Genomic DNA, 22,282 nt, shown 5'->3' with positions numbered 1-22,282 from the left:
TAAATATGCATAAGTCGCATATCTGCATGAACATTTATCGTTTGATTACTGCATTTTTCACGCATAACATCGAGTTAAATAAAGAAAATCAAATCAAGCAGAGGATGCGATGAATCACATGGTGACAACAAAAAAAGCAAAGGTTCAATTTAACTGGCAAGACCCATTTTTAATTGAGCAACAGCTTAGCCCAGATGAGCGCATGATTCGTGATGCGGCTCATGCCTATTGCCAAGAACGCCTGCAACCCCGTGTACTTGAACAATTCCGTCATGAAAAAACAGATCCTTCTATTTTTCGTGAAATGGGAGAGCTTGGCTTACTGGGCCCAACCATCCCTGAGCAATATGGCGGCGCGGGTTTGAACTATGTGAGTTACGGTTTGGTCGCACGTGAAATTGAATATGTGGACTCGGGCTATCGCTCTATGGCAAGTGTGCAAAGCTCATTGGTGATGGTTCCAATTCATGAATTTGGTACCGAAGAGCAAAAGCAAAAGTACTTACCTAAACTAGCTACTGGTGAATACATTGGTTGTTTTGGTTTGACTGAACCTGACCATGGCTCAGACCCAGGCAGTATGATTACCCGTGCTAAAAAAGTTGATGGTGGTTACCGTTTAAGTGGCGCAAAAATGTGGATTACCAACAGTCCAATTGCCGATGTATTTGTGGTCTGGGCAAAAGAGGTTTCTGCTGAAGGTAATGTTGGTGATATTCGCGGCTTTATTTTAGAAAAGGGCTGGGAAGGTCTATCTGCACCAGCAATTCATGGCAAGGTCGGTTTACGTGCATCAATTACAGGTGAAATCGTAATGGATAACGTATTTGTACCCGAAGAGAATGCATTCCCTGAAATTCGTGGTTTGAAAGGTCCATTTACCTGTCTAAATAGTGCCCGTTATGGCATTGCATGGGGTGCGATGGGTGCTGCTGAGTTCTGCTGGCATACTGCCCATCAATACACCATGGACCGTAAACAATTTGGTCGTCCGTTAGCTGCAAATCAGTTGATTCAAAAGAAACTGGCAGATATGCAAACTGAAATTGCTTTGGGTTTGCAAGTGGCTTTACGTTTTGGTCGTATGAAAGATGAAGGCATTGCGTCGGTTGAAGGTACATCTCTCATTAAGCGTAATAACTGTGGGAAAGCACTTGATATTGCCCGTATGGCACGTGACATGATGGGTGGAAATGGTATTAGTGACGAGTTTGGCGTAGCACGTCATTTGGTCAATCTTGAAGTTGTGAATACCTACGAGGGTACACATGATGTTCATGCCTTGATTTTAGGTCGTGCACAAACAGGCATCGCGGCATTTAGTAACTAATTCATTTTTAAAAGATCGAGGTGTTCTTTCGAGAGCACCTTTAGGGATTTTTACGCAAAAATTTATGGAAAATGACAAGATTCATCGTAAGGATACTCATGTAAAGATATACCTCTGTGTACTTAAAACTAAATGTAAGATGATGAAAAGTATAGAAGATTAAGTCATGCAGAAAACATAAGTATGCTACCGATGACTCATTTGGGAAAATGAGGAACTAAAGATGAACAATGACGTTCAAGTAATATCGAAAGAGTTAAGAACCACATTTCCAAGTAACCTTGGAACATACGAAAAGATCGGACCTCATACGTGGAAATGGGCGTTGTTATTTGCTTATTTTGCGATGGTGGTCGATGGCGTTGATATTATGCTGCTATCTTATAGCTTGACCAGTTTAAAGGCAGAGTTTGGTTTGAGTACCTTTCAAGCGGGTGCCTTAGGCAGTGCTTCTTTGGCGGGTATGGGTATTGGCGGTATTTTGGGTGGTTGGGCATGTGATAAGTTTGGTCGTGTACGAACCATTGCCAACTCGGTGACTTTCTTTTCTGTAGCGACCTGTTTATTGGGCTTTACGCAAAGCTTCGAGCAATTTATGGCTTTACGTTTTATTGGTGCTTTGGGTATTGGAGCACTCTATATGGCCTGTAATACCTTAATGGCTGAATATGTGCCAACCACTTACCGTACAACGGTATTGGGCACGTTACAGACGGGGCAGACGGTAGGTTATATTGCGGCAACCCTTTTAGCAGGGGCAATTATTCCAGATCATGGCTGGCGCGTTTTATTCTTCCTGACCGTGGTACCTGCTTTTATTAATATTTTCCTGCAACGATTTGTGCCAGAGCCAAAATCTTGGCAGCTCACCAAAATTGAAAGCTTACAAGGCAACAGACAACCTAAAGAAATAGTCATGGCTGAAACGCCGAAAAGTGGCAGTATTTATAAGCAAATTTTTAATAACTTTAAACACCGCAAAATGTTTTTGTTGTGGATGATCACAGCATTTTTCTTGCAGTTCGGTTATTACGGCATTAACAACTGGATGCCAAGTTATTTAGAAACAGAAGTACATATGAACTTTAAAAACTTAACCAGTTACATGGTGGGTTCATATACTGCAATGATTCTAGGCAAAATTTTAGCAGGTTATCTTGCTGACAAATTTAACCGCCGTGCTGTTTTTGTGTTTGGAACAATTGCTAGTGCCGTGTTCTTACCAATCATTATTTTCTTCAATACCCCTGACAACATTTTGTATTTATTGATCACCTTTGGCTTCTTATATGGCATTCCATACGGTGTAAATGCGACTTATATGGCTGAAAGTTTTTCAACTGATGTACGCGGAACAGCCATTGGCGGTGCTTATAACATTGGTCGTGTCGGGGCAGCGATTGCACCAGCCACCATTGGTTTCTTGGCATCGGGTGGAACTTTTGCTATGGCCTTTATTGTGATGGGTGCTGCGTATTTTGTTGCGGGTGTATTGCCAGGATTATTTATTAAAGATCGTCAGTACGATCCGCAAAAACAATCATAAACAATGACAGGGAGGTGCATTGAGTACCTTCTAAAAGATAAGGGTATCGTTATGGGTGCATTACAAGGAATTCGGGTTTTAGATTTAAGTCGTGTACTTGCCGGGCCGTGGTGTGGGCAAATCTTGGCAGATCTTGGCGCGGAAGTCATTAAAATTGAACGTCCTCGAGTAGGTGATGACACCCGTATGTGGGGGCCACCATGGATGCCCGATCAAGATGGAAACATGACCCGTGAATCTGGTTATTTTCAGTGTACTAACCGTAATAAATATTCAGTTGCGGTGGACATAACCACACCCGAAGGTCAGGCTTTAATTTATGAAATTGCCAAGACTGCCGACGTGGTAATTGAAAATTATAAGACAGGGTCTTTGGCTAAATATGGTTTGGACTATGCTTCCTTAAGTGGGCTGAACCCGAACATTGTGTATTGCTCGATTACTGGTTTTGGGCAAGATGGTCCACGTGCAGAAGAACCCGGTTATGATTTTATTATTCAGGGTATGTCTGGCTTAATGAGCATTACCGGCGAGCCTGATGCTGCTGCAGGCGGTGGTGCACAAAAGGTTGGTGTGGCTGTGGTAGATATTCAAACGGGACTGTATTCCACCATTGCCATTCAAGCGGCCTTGATTGCACGTTCGCACACAGGACGCGGTCAGTATATTGATATGTCACTCCTTGATGTGCAGGTCGCGGCACTGGCAAATCAGGGAATGAATTATTTAGCTTCAGGTAAAGCCCCACAGCGTATGGGCAATCAACACCCAAGTATTGTGCCGTATCAAACTTTTAAGGCTAGGGATAAAGAATTTATTATTGCTTGCGGTAACGACAAACAGTTTAAAGATCTGTGTATTGCAATTGGTTATTCAGAGTTACTCGAAAATGAAAAGTTTGTCCGTAACCAAGACCGCGTAAAGTATCGAGATGAACTAATTCCTTTTTTGTCGGAGCACTTTTTGCAAAAAACTGCCAAAGAATGGGTTGAGATGATTCATGCGCTTAAAGTGCCAGTAGGTGTTATCAATTCTATTGAAGAAGCTTTGGCTGAACCACAAATCGTCCATCGTAATTTGGTGGTGAATATTCCTCATCGTTTAAATGAAAACTTTCAAACCATAGGCTCACCAATCAAGCTGTCTGATACTCCAGTTGAATATCATCATGCACCGCCAGAGCTAGGTGAACATACGGCTCAAATCTTATCGAGATTTAAAACAGCAGAAGAACTGGCTGCGCTAAAAGAGAAAGGTATTATTGATGGAAAAATTGCTTAAGCTATTGCCGTTTTTAATGTGATTCAATTTAAATTAAAACTGTGATTTGCCATAAATCACAGTTTTTTTATTAAAAAATAAGACACTTAATATTTAAAAATAAGCGGCAGTTCTGGTCTGAAATCATGAATCATTCCTTGAGGTTCATGATCAAAACTAATTTCCATTAAATGCTCCGTTCCATCAGTCACTTCAAAATTATCAACTGTATTGAATTGTAATGAAGTAGGGTGCTGCTTCAGGTTTGGAATAGAAACCTTAATTGAAGTGATTTCTGATAAATCTTTGCTATGCATAAGGGGTTGTTGTTTTTCTTTCGCAGCAAGGTCTGGTCGTGAAGCAAATGAGAGGAAGAACCACATTGGCTCAGATACCACAGAGTCTTGGGCAACATTTACTTCTAAGCTGGCAGGTAAATAGCTTGGCTTGTAAACCCAATTAGGAAATTTTGCGCCGTTATCATCTTTATTTTTAGGGCGAAAACAAATACCAAAAGGGGACGCGATATTATTTTGAGCACTGAGTCGTTCAAAAAGCAGAGTCGGTTTTGTGAGATCACTTGAAGCTTCTTCTGGATTATTTAAAAAAATTAATTCGATAAAGCTATTTTTAAAGAAAAAGCGTCTGTTTTCGGTACCTTGACCCGGGTGCTTGTTGGATGAACCTTCTGTTAGACCGAATTTTTTTAAAGTTTCAGCTTCTGGAGCGCCTGATTGTACACAAATAAAAATATGGTCCACTTCCATTTTAAGTTCTCATGCTAATGTTGATGAATATTAAATAATTGATTAATAGAATTTTTCATGTTTATCGCAAGTGTTTCATCGAAACCATCGACTAAAAAGCGGCTAATTAAGCCTTCAATCACCGTATAGATCAGCTCAGATAAAGCTTCACCATTCGGTATATTGCAGTTTTCCGCAATCAACACTTTAATCCATTGTTTATGGGCTTTAGAAATAGAAATAATGTCTTGATCATCTTGGTTAGATTCAGCGACCGCTCTAACAAATAAACAGCCTTTAAAAAAATCTTGTCTAAACCAGTTGGTGTGCCAATCCAGAATTTTATTGATGGCTTCTAATCCTGTTGCATTTCCCACATAGCCCAAAAGGCTTTGCTTAAACCGTTCATCACGTGCAACGAGTACAGACTTAACTAGTTGATTTTTATTTTTATAGTACGTGTACATGGTAGTTTTAGAGCAGCCAGATTCATCGCGAATCAAGTCAACGCCAACCCCGACAAAACTATTTTCGTTAAATAACTTTTCGGCTGTATCTAATATTTTTAAGGCAGATTTTGACATAAAACTTTTCCAAAAAATAAAATAGTACAGATCTGTACTATTTGGAATTTTATCTATATGCTTTTTAAAAAGCAATGTCTGTTTAAGGAATAAAACCATGTTCTCGATCTTTTATGGCAAAGAAAAACTGGCTCCATCGCCCACTAAAGTTGATGTTTTAAGAAGCCTTATTGGGGGAACGGTCAGTATTTTTATACTTTTGTGGTTGAGTAAGCTCACACACAATATCTTCATCATGGCGCCGTTTGGTGCGACCTGTGTATTGCTCTATACCGTGTCGCAGTCACCTTTGGCACAGCCGAGAAATATTATATTTGGGCATCTTATTTCGGCTTTTGTGGGTTTGTTTTTTCTAAAATTTGTTGGTGTTTCCATTTTTACAATTGCTTTTTCAGTGGGCTGTGCAATTGCACTCATGCAAATTTTTAAGTGTATTCATCCACCTGCTGGGGCCAATCCTTTGGTTATTTTGCTTACTGCGAGCAGCATACATTATCAGTGGAGCTTTTTGATTTTCCCTGTTTTGGTCGGCGCAGTTTCTTTAGTTTTGGTGGCAATGCTGATTAATAATATTAAAGCGAGTACCAAGTGGCCGATGTATGGCTTGGGAATTTTAAATAGTAAAAAGTAGGCAAGGTATGAAGTATTTTGATCTTAAAATAATGAAGTATTCACTACGCCAAGATAGTGAATACTTTTGAATAAAATTATGACTTTTTAGAAATACGTTCTTCGATGGCAAATTTGAGTAAAGAAGCGCTGCGGTAAAAACCGTGTGCGAACTTTCCAAATGGCATGGTAATAAAAAACGTCATGACCGTAGCTAAATGGAAAATCAGTAAAAGTGCCATATACGGTGTATTGCGAAATGCCATGAGAGCTAAGCCTGAAGCACTGACTAAAATTAAAAGGAAAATAAAGCCTCGATCTACAGGTTTTTGCTCGCGGTCACCATGTAATGGATGGCGTTTAAGGTTTAAATAGAGCAAGCCAGATGGTCCAATCACTAAGCCAAACCCACCCAAAGTACCCAAAATAACAGGCAAGCTAAAGATAGGGTACGGCGCATGTAGGTTAAGGAAATAGTGATATAAAGTCGCTACACCTGTGGCTGCAAAGCAAAGCATAAAGCCATAAAAGGTGAGGTGATGGAACACACGGCGGATTTGTGTATAACGATCATCTTGTTCATTACAGCCTTTGCCATGTCCACCATCTAAATATTTAAGCGTTAATACATTTTGAGAGGCTTGAATAAGGTCGGGTTTCTCAACTTTGCCGTGAATAACTTTAGATGTTTGTCGCCAGAATTTGCTAATTCCAATGCCGAGCAGAACAACTGCAACTGTAAAGGTCGCTCCAAACAGTAGCGCTAAAAAGTTATGCGGGAAAATCGCATAGAAATTACCTTGATAGCCTGCAAACAGGTCTGTGCCTTTGTACCACACCACAGCTAACATGCATAAAAAGAAAATAGCTGATAATGCTGAGACAAAAGGAATGCCGACAGACTTATAAAGTCGGCCTAAAGGCTGAGGGGTTGCAAACTCTTGGTAAGTTTCCAAACGTACTTGCGCCATCGCTTTTGGAATGTTTACACCAAACTCATGTGGCGGGGCATATTGGCAAGCGTGTAGACATGCACCACAGTTATGACACAGGTTTGCGAGGTAATGAATATCGGCTTGATTGAATTCAAGACGCTTGGTCATGGCCGCAAATACAGCACAAAAAGACTCACAGTAACGGCAAGCATTACAAATTTGTAGGGCTCTTTGAACTTCCTGCTCATGGTCAGAGAGCTGAACAACTGGAATTAGGGCTTTAGTACTAGCATTCATGTTCAACTCCTTGTGAAAGTGCATAGTGGGCTGCATTTTTTCCGGCAATGCGTCCAAACGTTGTGCCAATCGACATGCCAACGCCTGCGGTATAACCCTGACCCAGTACGTTACCTGCCATCATTTCACCAGCGACAAACAGGTTGCGGCTGGCTTTATTGTTAAAACGCACAGCAGCATCGTCTTCGACTTTTAAGCCTAAATAGGTAAAGGTAATGCCGGGTTTAAGCGCATAGGCATAGAAGGGTGGGCGATCAAGAGGAACGGCCCAATGGGTCTTGTTGGGAACAATATTTTCGGTTGTGCAGTCGTCTAAAACCGTGTGGTTAAAGGTGCCTTGCACACAAGCTTGGTTAAATTCTTCTACGGTGTGGCATAAGGTTTTTGCATCAAGTCCGATTTTTTCGGCCAGTTCTTGAATGCTATTTGCTTTTACACCCGCAAACACAGGTGGCATAAAGCGCCCGATGGCTTTTGAGTCGATAATCGAATAGGCGATTTGCTGAGGTTGTTTGGCAACAAGACGGCCCCAAATTGCATAACGTTTTGGCCAGAAGTCTTCGCCCTCATCGTAAAAACGTTCGGCTTTGTTATTGACCACAATACCTAATGAAACGCAGTCAATACGGGTACAGATGCCGCCATCATATAACGGTGCGCGTGCATCTACAGCGACGCAATGTGATTGCGATGGGTCACCAATAATATCGGCGCCTTGATCTATCATAAATTTGAGTAAGTTGCCTTGATTAAAGCGGGTTCCGCGAATAATGAAATTATCGGCAGGCCATTCGCCGTTTTCATTTTGTCCCCATGCTTCTCTTAACCATTCTAAATTTGACTCAAAACCACCTGCGGCCAATACACAGCTTTTTGCTTTAAATACACGACCATCTTCCGCAATTGCGGCTTCGAAATGTCCTTGGTTTAACTTTAGATCTTTAATTTTTGTGTTGTATAAAATTTCAATGCCAAGTTCTTGGGCACTACGGTAATACGCATTAATGAGGGCTTTACCACCACCCATAAAAAAGGCATTAGTACGTGCAACATGCAAAGCACCCGATAGCGGTGGCTGAAAATTCACACCATGTTTACGCATCCAGTCGCGACAGGTCGCCGTGCTACGAATAACCAGACGAGCTAAGTGCTCATTGGTTTTTCCGGCAGTGACTTTAAGTAGGTCTTGCCAATATTCTTCTTCGGGATAGGCATCGACTAATACATCTTGAGGAGCATCATGCATGCAGCGAAGGTTACGGGTGTGTTGTGAGTTACCACCACGCCATTCTTTAGGTGCTGCTTCTATGACAAGCACAGAAGCGCCACGTTCTTTTGCCGTGAGCGCGGCACACAGTGCGGCATTCCCACCACCAATTACAATCACATCATGCATGGATTTCTCCCTTTCTCAGCTAAGGTTAATGTAGCTTTAAAAAGGAAGGTGAAGTGAGAGGCTAAGCTTGAATGGGTGTTTAGTAAAAATAAACACTAAGCGCTTAAGTGTTTATGAGTTCCGCACCGGGCCAGCGCTTTTCATTAATCAGGTTAGTCACACAAGCACGAATCACTACTTTGGTGGCTAAAGTAGCAGGTGAGAGCTCTTCTTCAGACAAACTAATTAAATAGTTAATGCGTTCAATGGCAGGTTCTACAACGCGTAGCAAACATAAGTCTTGCCGTGAGTTTAATGATGCACCCGCAGGCTGGATGGTTGCCATTTCGAGTTGGCTAATGCTTTCCATTAACAAGTGCAGCCCATCAATTTCATAGGCCACTTTAAGCTGATGAATTTTCTGTTCGAGCAACAAACGTAGTCCATGTCGTTGGCTCGGTAAAATCAGGGGAAGTTCTTTAAGCTGCGAATGGGTAATCGTTTGAGTGTCTATACAGCTTTCAAGATGGTACTGACTCAGCACTTCTTTAGGCGAGATTAAAAACATCTGTTCTTTGACTAAAGGCTGTATGGCCCACTGTGGATCGACATCATCACTAAAGATGATGGCAACATCGAGCTGTCTTGCATTGACTAATGCCTTGAGGTCACCCGATAAGCCTTCAATGAGACGGACTTTAATGTCGGGATAACGGTTTCTCATGAGTTTTAAAAAGTGCGTGCCAATAACCGCTGCAACACTCGGTGAAAAACCGACGGTAACGTGACCACTTAAACGTGAAGAGTGTGCAGAGTCTACCGCATGGTCTAGGTGTCTAAGCGCCAGTTGAACCTGCTGAAAAAAAGCTAAACCTGCAGGGGTGGGAACCGTTCCCAAAGCAGTACGTTGTAAAAGGCGAATAGAAAGCTCGCTTTCTAATTTTGAGATTTGCTGACTTAATGCAGAAGTTCCAATATCGAGATTTTTTGCAGCTTTACCCAAGCTTCCTGACTCGATCACCGCAATAAAATACTTTAATTGTTTGAGTTCCACGGCAAATACTACATTGTCCTTTGTTCATTATTCTACACTGGTTTGTTGCTATACATTTTGTTCTATTGTGCTGAGTAAACCGCTCAAAGAGTAAAGGCAACATCCTCTCAAAATGCTGCCTTTTAGAGCTTTTATTGTTTAACCTGCTCAAGACCCTGTTCTTCAATAATTTGTTTCGCTTGAGGCGATTTCACAAATTGAATAAGTTCTTTTGCGACTTTTGCATGTTCAGAGTTTTTACCAATGCCAGCAGCAAACACGGTGACTTTTTGATAAGGTGCAGGAATTGGGCCGACTAAATCAACTTGACCATATTGGCCAGTAAAAGGTTTGATTTCACTAATTTGCTGGAAACCAATATCAAACTGACCTTCAGCAATACGTTTTGCCACGCGGTCACCGACTACTTTTTCTGCTTTACCAGCAATCACTTTGTACTCGACAGGTGGAAAGCTTGGAAAAACATCTTTTTCAAGATGTGTACCGCTCGCACTTGCCGAATAGCCGATGTGCTTAGCATTTAATAAAACTTTTTCAAACTTTGCCGCAGAACTAATGTCTGGCTTTGGCGCACCTTTAGGTACAGCCATGCCGATGCTTGAATTGACTAAAGCGCTTTGTGAATTTGGGTCGACATAACCTTTTTCTGCAAGCTTACTGAGTTCAGGAGCAGCCAAGACCACCATGTCAAAACGTTCACCACGATCGAGACGGTTTGGAATTGCAGTCGGTGATGCACCCATAGATGAACCAGATGAAAGGTGAACCGTGTGACCAGTTTGCTTTTCAAATATTGGAATGAGTTTTTCCATAGATGAATAGAAACCGCCAGAGCTAATCACTTCGAGGGTATCTGCGTTAGCAAGGGTTGAGCCTAAGCTTGCACCAGCTAGGCAGATGGTCATGAAGATAGGGGACTTTTTCATAGTATCTCGCTTTAATGACAGGAGAGCACAGTACGGCTGCAACATGCGCCGTACTGTTCATTAAAATTTCAGGTTAAGTAGTTAGTTGTTTTAAGCGCTAACCTTTGCAGGTTCAGCAATCGCGTCAGATTTGTTCTGCTTAGAACCGCGACATAAATACAAGCTTGAGATGAGACTACATACCGCAGCAAGCATCAGCCAAAACGCTGGTGTGCTTGCATTGCCTGTGTTTTCAACAAGGTAAGTACATGCCATTGGCGTCATACCACCAAAAATAGCGGCTGCAAGACTGAACGCTAAAGAGAAGCCAACGGTACGAACACGTTTTGGCATTACTTCGGCAAGTGTTGCGACCATAGTCCCGTTGTACATACCAAAGAAGAACGAGAAGTAAGCAAGCGTGATCAGTAAGTTTGAAAAACTAATATCGCTCACCAACCAGCTTAAAACTGGATAACTGGTAAAGATGGCAAGGGTTGTAATACCGACTAAAACTGGACGACGACCAATTTTGTCTGAAAGTAAGCCACCCATTGGTAACCAGAAGAAATTCGATAAACCTACAAACACGGTTGCTAAAAGGCTATCTGTGACCGACATTTCTAAAGTACGTTTTGCATACACTGTGGTGTAAACCGTAATGAAATAGAACGTGGTTGTGGTCATGGCACTCATCATCATACCTGCAAGTACAATGCGCCAGTTACTCGCCAGTGTGCTGAAAATTTCTTTAGTTGAAGGATGAGTTTTTTGTGCTTTAAATGCTTCAGTTTCCTCTAAAGTACGACGGAATAAGAAGATTAAAGGAATGATCAAACAACCAATTAAGAACGGAATACGCCAGCCCCATTCACTCACTTGTGCATGAGTTAAAACGGTGTTGAGCCAATAACCAAATAACGCAGCAAACACCACCGCAATTTGTTGACTACCAGACTGCCAGCTTGTGATAAAACCACGGTTTTTATCGGTTGCAATCTCTGCGAGGTAAATCGACACACCGCCAGATTCAACACCTGCCGAGAAGCCCTGTAACAGACGGCCAATGACCACCAAAATTGGGGCCATAATACCGATGGTGTCATAACCCGGTACAAAGGTAATTAAGATCGTACCAATAGCCATGAGGCTTAAAGTCACAATTAAACCCTTACGGCGACCAATTCTGTCGACATAAGCACCCAAGAAAATAGCGCCGAGAGGACGCATAAGAAAGCCCGCAGCAAATACGGTAAATGTCATCATTAAAGAGACATATTCATTTTCAGAGTGGAAAAATTTTGCTGCGATATAAGTGGCATAGAAACCAAAAAGAAAAAAATCGTACTGTTCTAAAAAGTTGCCACTTGTTACATTTAATATTTTTTTAAAAGTAGCCCTACGGTTATTAACGACATCCATTGGAGACCTCCTTGGCCTGACAAAATGGAAACATTCACGATCTTCAAAGTTTGGACGTAAATTGATTCAATCAATAAACCTAAATAGGAAATGGGTTAGAGATGAGATTTAAAGGTGTCCTTGGTAGAAAATGTGATGCCTTGTTTCCAGTTAAAACTACACATCTATATTTCGATAAACAGAAAACCACTTATCATTCGTATAAAAATGTAATCTTAAAAAGCAGAGAGGAGTGAGAGGCGAAAATTAATTAGGTATTTAGAAAAATTAATGACCCTTTAAACAATAATTTCAGAACACGGCCAAATTTGGTTTTGAATCAACTCTTTCACACATGCCTTAATGGCTGACTTGGCAGCCAGTGCGGCGGGTGATAATTCTTCTTCGGCAAGGCTCACTAAGTAGTTAATTCTTTCCACTTCTGGGTCAATCACCTTAAGCAATTGCAGCTTATGTTTGTACTCTTGCAAGCAAGCACTTCCGGGACGAACACTAGCAAGGTCAAGGTGAATCAGACTGTCCATAAGTAAATGTAAGCCATCAATTTCATAGACGACATTAAGCTGTCCAATCTTGTGTTCAAGTAGCTTTCGTAAGCTATGACGCTGACGTGGCAACACTAACGGAATATCGCCAATTTGCTGAGACTGAATAATGCCGCTTTTAATGCAATCTGCTAGACCGTATTTTTCGAGCACTTCTTTGCGCGCCATTAAATACATTTGCTCGCGTACCAAGGGCTGTATCGACCATTGCTTATCAATCTCATTAGTAAAAATAATGGCAATATCAAGCTGACGCGAGTTAATGTACTGAATGAGATTACCTGACAGGGTCTCCACAATCTCTAAGCGAATGTCTGGATAGCGTTCAGACATCAGTTTCATTAAAGGGATACCAATCAAAGCGGTAATGGTCGGTGGAAAACCAAGGCTGACATGACCAGACAACCGTGCCGAATGCGCAGCATCTATGGCAAAGTTCACTTGACGCAAAATCAGTTGCGAGTGCTTTAAAAAGGCAAGGCCAGCAGGTGTTGGGGTCACGCCAAAAGCATTACGCTGTAATAAGCGAATGCTTAGCTCTTGTTCGAGCTTACTAATTTGCTGACTAATCGCCGAAGCACCGACATCAAGTTTTTGGGCAGCTTTACCAATACTACCCGATTCAACGACCGTCAAAAAATACTTTATTTGCTTGATTTCCATAATAAATGTATTCGCTCATCATCCTTGATTTATAGAGATATGAAGGATTGGAAAATCTATCATGCGTTTTCATATTAACAGCAAAAAATATGAAAGTTTCTGAAAAATTAAATAGCTCTCTTGGAAAAGTCTTATAAAAAGCCTTTTTAAAAGTACAAACTATATATGAGCATAAGCAAATTATTTTTCCATAAAATGAGCTTTTTACTGAAACTTGGTAAAAAGCAGAATCACACCTAATACACATAAAATAGAGCCAATCACCTTATTAATTTGCACTTGCTTGGCTAACATTTTTTGTCTCAACAGCATGGATGAAAACAGTACAGCCACCAGTGAAAACCATGCAAAATGAGCAAAGGACATAAAAAAGCCATAAGCTATAAGAACGCTTTCAGGTGTAGTTAAACTCACAATTTGCGTATAGGTGCTAATCACAAATAGTGTGGTTTTAGGGTTCAGGGCGTTAGTAAAAAAGCCGTATTTTATAGCTTGAAAACTGCCTATAGCGTTTGAAGCAACAGCGTCTAAAACAGGTTTTTGCGTAAAGGTTTTATAGCCAATATAGATCAGGTAAAGTGCGCCAATGTACTTCACAATATTCAAAATTTGCGGCGTATAAGTCATCACAAATGCAACGGCTACAAGTGTATAGGTTACATGTACCAACACGCCAAGCGATATGCCTAGTGAAGTGAACACACCTATTTTTCTGCCGTAAAGATAACTATTTTTGGTCACAATCGCGAAGTCAGCGCCGGGGCTAATCACCGCTAAAATTGTAATGAGAATAACCGCAATAAACTCTGCCATTATCTTGTACCCTCACTGAAAACGAGGGAGTTCATCTGTACTTTTTGGAATGTATTCGAGAGAAGGGTTGTTTTGCTGAAAGCTGTTATTCTTTTTGAGAGAAATGACAAGGTTTTAGGTTTACGAAAATAGATATGGATATTCAATATGTTTTTCATCATCTAAAATGGGGTTTAATCAAGATGATTTTTATTTTTGAACAGAAACCTACAAATAAAAATCGATAAAAACGACTATATATCTATGAGTTTTTGGAATGATTGAAAGAATATCGCTGAATTCACTAAAATTTTTCTACTTTGTGGCGAAGTATGGCAGTGTGACTTTAGCTGCAAAGAAATTATTTGTGACGCAAAGTGCGGTCAGTAAGCAAATTTATAATTTAGAAGAAGCTTTAAACACGCCTTTGTTCGAGCGAAAAAATAAAACCCTTGTGATGACTGAGCAGGGCGAAATTCTACTGAGCTGTTGCCATCAAGTGTTTGGTCAACTCGATGAATGTTTAATACAACTCAGCCAGCCTAAAACTCACAACAAGCAACTGGTCTTGTCGTGTGAACCGACTCTTTCAATGAAATGGCTCATTCCGCGGTTATCAAAATTTAAAAAGCTCGGTCATGATTTTGAGGTTGTGCTACTCACAGCAGGCGGCGTGGTCGATTTTGAAAAAGATAATATTGATATCGCGATTCGCCGAAATGACTTTGATTGGGGAGAGCATATTTATAGCGAAAAGATTGCCGATGAATATATCGCTCTACTTCAAGCAACTAAGCCCCCCGACACAAATGACTTACTCATTTCGACCTCTCGACCAAATTTTTTCAAAAGTATGAGCCGCATTGCTGAGTTAAAGCAAAATTTAAAAGGCTACAGTAAAGTTGAACTCGAACATTTTTATCTATGTTTGGAAGGCTGCTTGGCTGGACTTGGCGCAACCGTGATCTCAATTTATATGATTGAAAAAGAACTTGAGTGGAACGTAATACAAAAAATTTCACCAATCGTTCAAGATGGCTCAGCCTATTTTTTACTTTCTCATGGCGCTTTTGAGGAAGATTCTCGCAAAACTATATTTTTAGAATGGCTAAAAGCAGAGATGAGCGAGATTCAACATAAATTACTTTAGGTTTAGCTGTGCTATTTAAATAAAAATGATTTAATTGATTGAAAGTAATTATAAATTTTTAATATTTTAAGGGTGATTGGTGAGCGCCGTATTTCTCGTTTCTGCTGTCTAAAAAAACTTAAGATGAAAAATATTTAACTTCAAACTTATTTATTAAACTCCAAACATGAATTTCACTCAGTTTTGAATGAGACTAAATCATTTTTATTCATGTTGTGATTGGGGTATAAATCTATTCATGCTCTGAAGCGCTCCAGTAATTCACTTTTGATAAGACCATAAGGCACAAAACTGACAAGTCTGGAAAGTTTAAAAAGAGCAAAAAGTTTTTATTTAGGTTTTATCTCAGAAATTAGGGTACTGATCACAATGAGTAAAGAATTTACATTTACGATTAAGAGTATTTGTTTCGATGAGAACTATCGTCCAGCAGACAATACGCGTATTACCACCAACTTTGCTAACTTGGCGAGAGGGATGAGCCGCGAAGAAAATTTGCGCAACACCTTACGGATGATTGACAATCGTTTCAATGCCTTAGCTCATTGGGACAACCCTAAGGGCGACCGCTATGGCGTTGAACTTGAAATCATTTCGGTTGAAATGAATATTGATGCTCAAAATCGTGCAAGCGGGCTTCCTCTCATCGAAATATTGAAAACCAATATTGTTGATAAAAAAACCAATGAACGCATCGAAGGCATCGTGGGTAATAACTTCTCGTCTTATGTACGTGACTATGACTTTAGTGTGTTGTTGTTAGACCACAACAAAAACCAGTCGACTTTTAGCACGCCAGAAAAGTTTGGTGAATTGCACGGCAACTTGTTTAAGAGCTTTATTAACTCTGAAACTTACAGAGCCAACTTTAAAAAAGCGCCTGTGATTTGCTTAAGCGTTTCGACGACTAAAGAGTACCACCGTACTGAAAACGAACATCCAGTTTTGGGCGTGGAATACAAGCAAGAAGACTATTCACTCACTGATGAATATTTCCAAAAAATGGGCTTAAAAGTTCGCTATTTCATGCCGCCAAATAGCGTTGCGCCGTTAGCGTTCTATTTTACTGGTGATTTGCTGAGTGATTACACCAACCTTGAGTTGATCAGTACCATTAGTACGATGGAAACCTTCCAAAAGATTTACCGTCCTGAAATTTACAACGCAAATTCAGTGGCTGGAAAGTCTTATCAACCAAGCTTGAAACACGAAGATTATTCACTTACTCGAATTGTGTATGACCGTGAAGAACGTAGCCGTTTGGCTATAGAGCAGGGGAAGTTTGTTGAAGAGCAATTTATCAAACCATACCAAGCGATTCTTGAGCAGTGGTCTGCGAATTACGCTCCTAATTAATCAACATACGGGTCATTTAACATGAAAAAATTACTACCGACTTCAACTGCTGGCAGCTTACCAAAACCATCTTGGCTTGCAGAACCTGAAAAGCTTTGGTCACCTTGGAAACTCGAAAACGAAGGTCTGCTTGAAGGTAAAAAAGACGCGCTACGTTTAGCGTTGCACGAACAGCGCCTTGCTGGCATTGATATTGTCAGCGATGGTGAACAAACTCGCCAGCACTTTGTGACTACGTTTATTGAACATTTAAATGGCGTAGATTTTGAGAAGCGCGAAACAGTTCGAATTCGTGACCGTTACGATGCAAGCGTACCGTCTGTGGTTGGTGCGGTGTCTCGTCAAAAGCCTGTGTTTGTTGAAGATGCGAAGTTTCTACGTCAGCAAACTGATCAACCAATTAAGTGGGCATTACCTGGCCCAATGACCATGATTGATACGCTTTACGATGGTCACTACAAGAGCCGTGAAAAACTGGCTTGGGAATTTGCTAAAATCTTGAACCAAGAAGCGCGTGAGTTAGAAGCTGCTGGTGTAGACATTATTCAGTTTGACGAACCTGCATTTAACGTATTCTTTGACGAAGTAAATGACTGGGGCGTTGCGACTTTAGAGCGTGCAATTGAAGGTCTAAAATGTGAAACTGCGGTTCACATTTGCTATGGTTACGGCATTAAAGCCAACACTGACTGGAAAAAGACACTCGGTTCAGAATGGCGCCAGTACGAAGAAGCTTTCCCGAAACTGCAAAAATCTAACATCGATATCATTTCGTTAGAATGTCACAACTCACATGTGCCTATCGATTTACTCGAACTCATTCGCGGTAAAAAAGTGATGGTTGGCGCGATTGATGTTGCATCTAACCAAATTGAAACACCAGAAGAAGTAGCGAACACACTTCGTAAAGCGCTTCAGTTTGTAGATGCCGACAAGCTTTACCCTTGCACAAACTGCGGTATGGCACCTCTTTCACGTGAAGTGGCACGTGGCAAGCTAAATGCCTTAACAGCAGGTGCAGAAATCGTTCGCAGAGAACTAACTGGTTTTGATCTTACTGCTTAATATTTACCAATAAGTGGTATAAAGGGTTACTTTTTTGATGGCTATTGATAATCAAACAATTAACCCTCATTTTACTTACTACATGTCGCTCTAATCAGATCGCATGTCGATAGTACCTTCCTGATGGAGTTGGGCGGTATAGCAAAACACACAGGACAAGGTACGGTTCAATTTAGGAATAATGTCATGGTTCAAGCAACAGACTTTAGAAATGCAATGTCTTTACTCACAAGTGCGGTTAGCGTTGTGACCACGGCAGGCATGTCTGGCCGTTTTGGATTTACTGCCTCTGCTGTTTGTAGTGTGACTGACACACCGCCGACATTATTGGTGTGTATGAACCAATCTGCGAGCTCACATGCACATTTCCTAGATAACAAAATCTTAACTGTGAATGTTTTAGGCGCACACCACGAACATATTTCAAAAGCCTTTTCATCTAAACTTACACCAGAAGAACGCTTTAAACATGGCGCATGGATTGAGTTAGAAACGGGTTCACCTGTGTTAGACGATGCTTTGGTCAGTTTCGATTGTGAGATTGAGCAAATTCAACAAGTCGGTACACATACGATTTTTATATGTCCGATTGTAGCGATTAAACAAAGCCAGCATGACCAAAGTTTGGTTTACTTTAACCGCGCTTATCACCAAGTGGGGCAGACTGAGACTGTCTAAACCCACGCGTTTAGTTGTTTCTGAAATAGCAAATGAGGGTCTAGAAACAAGCCTATTTACAAGTTGTTTCACCGGGTTCAGGCTCTCGGATTTCTAGCTTATTGTTCTGTTCTACTACACAAATACGTGTATCGAAAGTTTTGTATATATCTAAAGTAATGTCATAAGCCACATTCTTTTCAAATGCCTTTAGAGGAATTTTTACACAATCTTTCTCTTCTATTGGCAAAGGAACATTTGAATATTCTTTCTCATAAGTGCTTTTGTAGCCGTTTGTATAGTCAGCTTTCGCCACAAAAATCAAAAATTTATTATCAAAAGAATAATGCGTTTTTTTAGGGTTATTGGTAAAGGCACATACATAATCTTGATGTAATGTAACTTCTAATGGAAGAGGGCCTTGGCTACAGCCATTTAACAAACACCCAGTTGTTAATATTAAAATGGACTTTGAAGATAGTCTTATCATTTATGTTCTCGTAAAGTTCTAAAAAATATTCAAAATCAAAAAGTAAAATTCATGCGGTTTAGCTTACCGTATCTGACTCTTTTTAAAAAATTAATAAATATAATTAAATATAATATCTAGAATAATAATTAAGTTAATCTAATGAAAAACAATAAGAAATTTAATCACTTGTCATAAAAGTGACATTGACACATCTGAACTCTCAGATTATGCTTTGCGTGCTGGCCACATTGCCAGCCGGCTTTGACAGGCTGATCTTTGAGAACATTGAAAAAACTCGTTTTTTTGATGTAGACCCACTCGTCTCCCTTTTTGTAGCGGTAGGACGGAAGGGGGACGCCTTTGTGCGTGCTGGGTTCTCGAAGCCAGTCTGTCAACCCTCTTTCGTTCTGCCACCATAAGTCCAAATAAATGCTCTGGCAGAACTCCAATAATCAGGAGTTGGCTATGCACATCCATTATTTCTTGGCACCCCGTGCCAAAAGCTATAACAACACAGCTTAAAAAATTACAGCAGCTTGAACGCCGTAGGGTTTTCAGGCTTTAAGTCATTACGACTCAAAAAAACTTGCATCAACAATAAAACTTGAGATGTGCCAAGCACCGTCTTGCGGCTTTGCTGTGCCTTTTTTTCTCCCAAAAGGGGCACAGGCTTTTATCTCATTTAGAAACAACAAGAATTTATAACGGTAAAACTATGCCAACTTTAGAAATATCTTCCAGAAAATTACAGGTTATTCAAACCGCCATACAACTCTTTACCACGTATGGATTCCATAATGCAGGGGTAGACCTCATTGTTGAAAAGGCCCAAATAACCAAAACCACCTTTTATAAATATTTTGGCTCAAAAGAACGCCTAATTGAAATGTGCATCGCCTTTCAAAAAAGCCTGCTCAGAGAACAAGTGCTTTCCATCATCTACTCAAGCCGTTACTACACGTCAAAAGATAAACTCAAAGAAATTATTGTTTTACACGTCAATTTAAACAGCCTATACCATTTGCTGCTTAAAGCAGTTTTTGAAATAAAACGGTTGTACCCGCAGGCCTACCGTATGGCAGTTGAATACCGAAAATGGCTACATCGGGAACTTTTTGACCTGATTTTTAGCGGGGAAACTCGTGAGCCAAAATTCGATGCCAACATGGTGGTAAACCTGATCGATGGTTTGCTGCTACAAGTTTTAAGCTCTAACAGTTTGGATGAACGGGATGCGGTGATGGGGAGGTTTTGGGGGAGGGGGAACTGAGGCGAAAAGTTTGAAGTTAAATTTTTATGATGGGGGTGTCTGATTAGCTAAAGTAGAGGATGTGAAGTTTAATTAATCAGTTTAGTCTTGGGTAAAATAGCAGTATGCTATTGAAAGAGAAAATTAATTAGCCCGAAATATTGGGAAAAGTTTGGAATCGAAAAATGATAAGGAAAAACACTAAGATCGGTGATGTCTTTGCTGTTGAATTAGACAATGATAAGAAAAAATATTTTCAATTAATCGCTTTTGATTTAACCCAACTCAATAGTGATGTGATCAGAAGCTTTAAAAAAGTATATCCATTGGAAGCTGATATAGATTTATTGGAAATCGTAAGCGGTGAAGTAGAGTTTTATGCTCACTGTGTGACTAAGTTTGGATTGAAAATGAATTTATGGGAAAAAGTTGGAAATATTAGTGAGCTTGGTGATATTTCTAATATTCTTTTTCGGTGTACGAATGACTATGGAGCAAAAGTAGGGGCAGAGAAGATTAAAGTATCTAAAAATTGGTATGTATGGCATATAAATGATGAAGATTTTACTCGTGTAGGGAGGTTAGAGGGAGAAAATCGTAAGGCAGAAATTGGTGTAGTTGTGAATCCTTACGATATTGTTGAGCGTATAAAAACAGGAAAATACGATTTTGTATATCCTGATTTTGAGTAGTAATTAAATAAAATAACTAGAGTTCTGGGAACTAAAATTCTAAGCAAATTCATTTATTGAACATATAGAGTTAATGATTATGTTGGATAATTTAATTTTAGTAAGTGTTCTAGGGGGAGTAGTCGGAATAGGAGTTGGTTTTTACTACAAAAAGGTATTTGTCCTAACTTTAGATAAAATAAGTGAAATATTTTATAAAATATTTTTTGTTCATAATTTTTTTAAATTGATTTCTGATCCTAGACAGTATCGTGGACAACAAATCCCTCTAAATTCTTAAAATATTTCTTCTCAAAGGCTTCAGGGCTTAACCAGCCATTTGCAGAATGTCTTCTGACCCGATTGTAATAAATCTCAATATAGTCAAACAAGACAGCATTCGCTTCTTTTCGAGTGGCAAACACACTGCCATGGACCACATGACCTTTCAATGTATGAAAGAAGCTTTCAGTCACTGCATTATCCCAACAGTTTCCACGTCTAGACATACTCTGAGTACAATCATTTGTCAGTAACAGCGCTCTAAAATCACGACTACAGTACTGTGAACCTTGGTCCGAATGAACCATAACACCAGTTGGATAACCCTGACGAGCCATTGCATAGTTAAACGTATCACACACCAACTGGCGGTCTATTCGATGGCTGGTTTGCCACCCCACGATACGACGACTAAATAGATCCAGCATCACACATAAATACAGCCAACCTTGCTTGGTACGGATATAGGTAATATCCGTTGTCCAAACCTTGTTAGGCTGAATGACTGTAAATTGACGCTCTAACAGATTGGGTGCTGTAGGCAAACGATGGTTTGAATCAGTCGTATGCTTGTATTTACGCGCAATCCTGCTGCGTAAACCCAGATTTTTCAGCATTCTTCCAACAGTGCGTTCACTCATGCTGTAACCTAAATCATGCATGTCATGTACCAATGAAGGTGCACCCAATCGTGCATGATGCTGCCAATATACGGCTTTTAAATCATTATATTTCTCTACCGTATTGGCCTGACGTTTTCGCCAGGCATAATAGCCTGAAGTGCTGACACCTAGGTATTTACAGGCAGAAGATACCGTGACTTCATTCATATCTAGATCTTGAATTACCGTGTACTTTTCTTGGCATGATCTGTTAGAAAGTACACATGCGCTTTTTTTAAGATGTCATTGGCTTCCTTGAGCTGTTTGACTTCTTTCTCTAATTCCAAGATCCGCTGTTGTTCTGGTGAAAGTTGACGTTTGCTTGAACCCACTGGATTGGTTTCACGAATCCATTTGTCTAAAGTTGAATAACCCACACCTAATTTCTGGGCGATTGCAGCTATAGGCTCGTGTGAGTTTGAAAGTGCATAATCAATTGCTTGCTGTTTAAATTCAGCACTAAAACGTTTGGCCATTTCTTGGATCTCCAAAGTTAACGTTACGTTATCTTTAGAGGGAAGTACTGTCCATTATTTTGGCTAGGATCATTCATTGCTTTTTGCATGTGTTTTTACTTTTTTATTTTTTCTAATAGGGTTGATCTTTTCACCAATTGTTTCTGATAGTTCATGGAATTATTTTTATATATCTTTCT

Annotated in this window: 21 protein-coding genes; 10 read left to right on the top strand and 11 right to left on the bottom strand. The window is 40.2% G+C overall.

Features of this window, described 5'->3' with window-relative positions; genetic code table 11:
• The first annotated feature begins 109 nt into the window (after positions 1–109).
• The 3 genes from F985_RS18820 to F985_RS18810 all read left to right on the top strand — a co-directional run bounded on the left by F985_RS18820 (position 110) and on the right by F985_RS18810 (position 4,157).
• On the top strand, positions 110–1,330 hold the full coding sequence (locus F985_RS18820) for an acyl-CoA dehydrogenase (RefSeq protein WP_004703641.1): 1,221 nt from the start codon (positions 110–112) through the stop codon (positions 1,328–1,330).
• 223 nt (positions 1,331–1,553) lie between these two features.
• Entirely contained in the window at positions 1,554–2,876 is a 1,323-nt protein-coding gene (locus F985_RS18815; protein WP_004703639.1) for an MFS transporter, read from the top strand.
• A gap of 51 nt (positions 2,877–2,927) precedes the next feature.
• The gene (locus tag F985_RS18810) at positions 2,928–4,157 is read left to right on the top strand and encodes a CaiB/BaiF CoA transferase family protein (protein ID WP_004703636.1); all 1,230 of its coding nucleotides are present in this window, start codon (positions 2,928–2,930) and stop codon (positions 4,155–4,157) included.
• Between the two features lie 86 nt (positions 4,158–4,243).
• Here F985_RS18810 and F985_RS18805 read toward each other — a convergent pair whose 3' ends face one another.
• Positions 4,244–4,903, bottom strand: coding sequence for a VOC family protein (locus F985_RS18805; protein ID WP_004703635.1), 660 nt, complete (start codon positions 4,901–4,903; stop codon positions 4,244–4,246).
• Positions 4,904–4,917: 14 nt separating this feature from the next.
• A complete protein-coding gene (locus tag F985_RS18800; RefSeq protein ID WP_004703632.1) occupies positions 4,918–5,466 on the bottom strand; it encodes a TetR/AcrR family transcriptional regulator in 549 nt (182 codons plus the stop codon).
• A gap of 97 nt (positions 5,467–5,563) precedes the next feature.
• Here F985_RS18800 and F985_RS18795 point away from each other — a divergent pair, with 97 nt between their 5' ends.
• Positions 5,564–6,097 (top strand): HPP family protein, encoded by a 534-nt coding sequence (locus tag F985_RS18795; protein ID WP_004703630.1) that lies wholly within the window; start codon positions 5,564–5,566, stop codon positions 6,095–6,097.
• A gap of 76 nt (positions 6,098–6,173) precedes the next feature.
• On the opposite strand, the gene tcuB is transcribed toward F985_RS18795, so the two are convergent.
• The 7 genes from tcuB to F985_RS18760 all read right to left on the bottom strand — a co-directional run bounded on the left by tcuB (position 6,174) and on the right by F985_RS18760 (position 14,084).
• Positions 6,174–7,307 carry a tricarballylate utilization 4Fe-4S protein TcuB gene (gene tcuB / locus F985_RS18790; protein WP_004703629.1) on the bottom strand — a complete coding sequence of 378 codons (1,134 nt, stop codon included), beginning with the start codon at positions 7,305–7,307 and terminating at the stop codon, positions 6,174–6,176.
• Positions 7,297–8,703 (bottom strand): FAD-dependent tricarballylate dehydrogenase TcuA, encoded by a 1,407-nt coding sequence (gene tcuA / locus F985_RS18785; RefSeq protein ID WP_004703628.1) that lies wholly within the window; start codon positions 8,701–8,703, stop codon positions 7,297–7,299. The genes tcuB and tcuA overlap by 11 nt, the downstream gene beginning before the upstream one ends.
• Before the next feature lie 103 nt (positions 8,704–8,806).
• Positions 8,807–9,736: a LysR family transcriptional regulator gene (locus F985_RS18780; protein ID WP_004703627.1), complete on the bottom strand. Its 930-nt coding sequence runs from the start codon at positions 9,734–9,736 to the stop codon at positions 8,807–8,809.
• 131 nt (positions 9,737–9,867) lie between these two features.
• Positions 9,868–10,662, bottom strand: a complete 795-nt coding sequence (locus F985_RS18775; protein ID WP_004703625.1) for a substrate-binding domain-containing protein — start codon at positions 10,660–10,662, stop codon at positions 9,868–9,870.
• Between the two features lie 90 nt (positions 10,663–10,752).
• Positions 10,753–12,063 (bottom strand): MFS transporter, encoded by a 1,311-nt coding sequence (tcuC, locus tag F985_RS18770; protein ID WP_004703623.1) that lies wholly within the window; start codon positions 12,061–12,063, stop codon positions 10,753–10,755.
• Between the two features lie 278 nt (positions 12,064–12,341).
• Entirely contained in the window at positions 12,342–13,271 is a 930-nt protein-coding gene (locus tag F985_RS18765; RefSeq protein ID WP_004703620.1) for a LysR family transcriptional regulator, read from the bottom strand.
• A 204-nt stretch (positions 13,272–13,475) separates the two neighbouring features.
• Entirely contained in the window at positions 13,476–14,084 is a 609-nt protein-coding gene (locus tag F985_RS18760) for a LysE family translocator (protein WP_004703619.1), read from the bottom strand.
• A gap of 256 nt (positions 14,085–14,340) precedes the next feature.
• Between F985_RS18760 and F985_RS18755 the strand changes: the two genes are divergently transcribed.
• The 4 genes from F985_RS18755 to F985_RS18740 all read left to right on the top strand — a co-directional run bounded on the left by F985_RS18755 (position 14,341) and on the right by F985_RS18740 (position 18,312).
• Positions 14,341–15,213: a LysR family transcriptional regulator gene (locus F985_RS18755; RefSeq protein WP_004703617.1), complete on the top strand. Its 873-nt coding sequence runs from the start codon at positions 14,341–14,343 to the stop codon at positions 15,211–15,213.
• A gap of 369 nt (positions 15,214–15,582) precedes the next feature.
• Positions 15,583–16,569, top strand: a complete 987-nt coding sequence (locus F985_RS18750; protein ID WP_004703610.1) for a DUF1852 domain-containing protein — start codon at positions 15,583–15,585, stop codon at positions 16,567–16,569.
• A gap of 21 nt (positions 16,570–16,590) precedes the next feature.
• Complete coding sequence (locus F985_RS18745) at positions 16,591–17,634, top strand: methionine synthase (protein WP_004703605.1); 1,044 nt, start codon at positions 16,591–16,593, stop codon at positions 17,632–17,634.
• A 186-nt stretch (positions 17,635–17,820) separates the two neighbouring features.
• The gene (locus F985_RS18740) at positions 17,821–18,312 is read left to right on the top strand and encodes a flavin reductase (RefSeq protein ID WP_004703604.1); all 492 of its coding nucleotides are present in this window, start codon (positions 17,821–17,823) and stop codon (positions 18,310–18,312) included.
• A gap of 52 nt (positions 18,313–18,364) precedes the next feature.
• On the opposite strand, the gene F985_RS26340 is transcribed toward F985_RS18740, so the two are convergent.
• Complete coding sequence (locus tag F985_RS26340) at positions 18,365–18,781, bottom strand: NF045616 family extracytoplasmic (lipo)protein (RefSeq protein WP_004703602.1); 417 nt, start codon at positions 18,779–18,781, stop codon at positions 18,365–18,367.
• A 697-nt stretch (positions 18,782–19,478) separates the two neighbouring features.
• Between F985_RS26340 and F985_RS18730 the strand changes: the two genes are divergently transcribed.
• Both F985_RS18730 and F985_RS18725 read left to right on the top strand, forming a co-directional pair.
• Positions 19,479–20,033, top strand: a complete 555-nt coding sequence (locus F985_RS18730; protein ID WP_004703600.1) for a TetR/AcrR family transcriptional regulator — start codon at positions 19,479–19,481, stop codon at positions 20,031–20,033.
• 164 nt (positions 20,034–20,197) lie between these two features.
• Complete coding sequence (locus F985_RS18725; RefSeq protein ID WP_004703599.1) at positions 20,198–20,704, top strand: Imm26 family immunity protein; 507 nt, start codon at positions 20,198–20,200, stop codon at positions 20,702–20,704.
• A 239-nt stretch (positions 20,705–20,943) separates the two neighbouring features.
• Here F985_RS18725 and F985_RS18720 read toward each other — a convergent pair.
• A protein-coding gene (locus tag F985_RS18720; protein WP_085945698.1) for an IS3 family transposase occupies positions 20,944–22,103 on the bottom strand; the annotation gives its coding sequence in 2 pieces (ribosomal slippage) (positions 20,944–21,869 and positions 21,869–22,103; 1,161 coding nt in all).
• Positions 22,104–22,282 lie beyond the last annotated feature (179 nt).

It is taken from the genome of Acinetobacter seifertii (assembly GCF_000368065.1).
GTDB lineage: Bacteria > Pseudomonadota > Gammaproteobacteria > Pseudomonadales > Moraxellaceae > Acinetobacter > Acinetobacter seifertii.
Note: the sequence above shows the minus strand (reverse complement) of the source record. Positions and strands in the feature narration are given on the sequence as shown.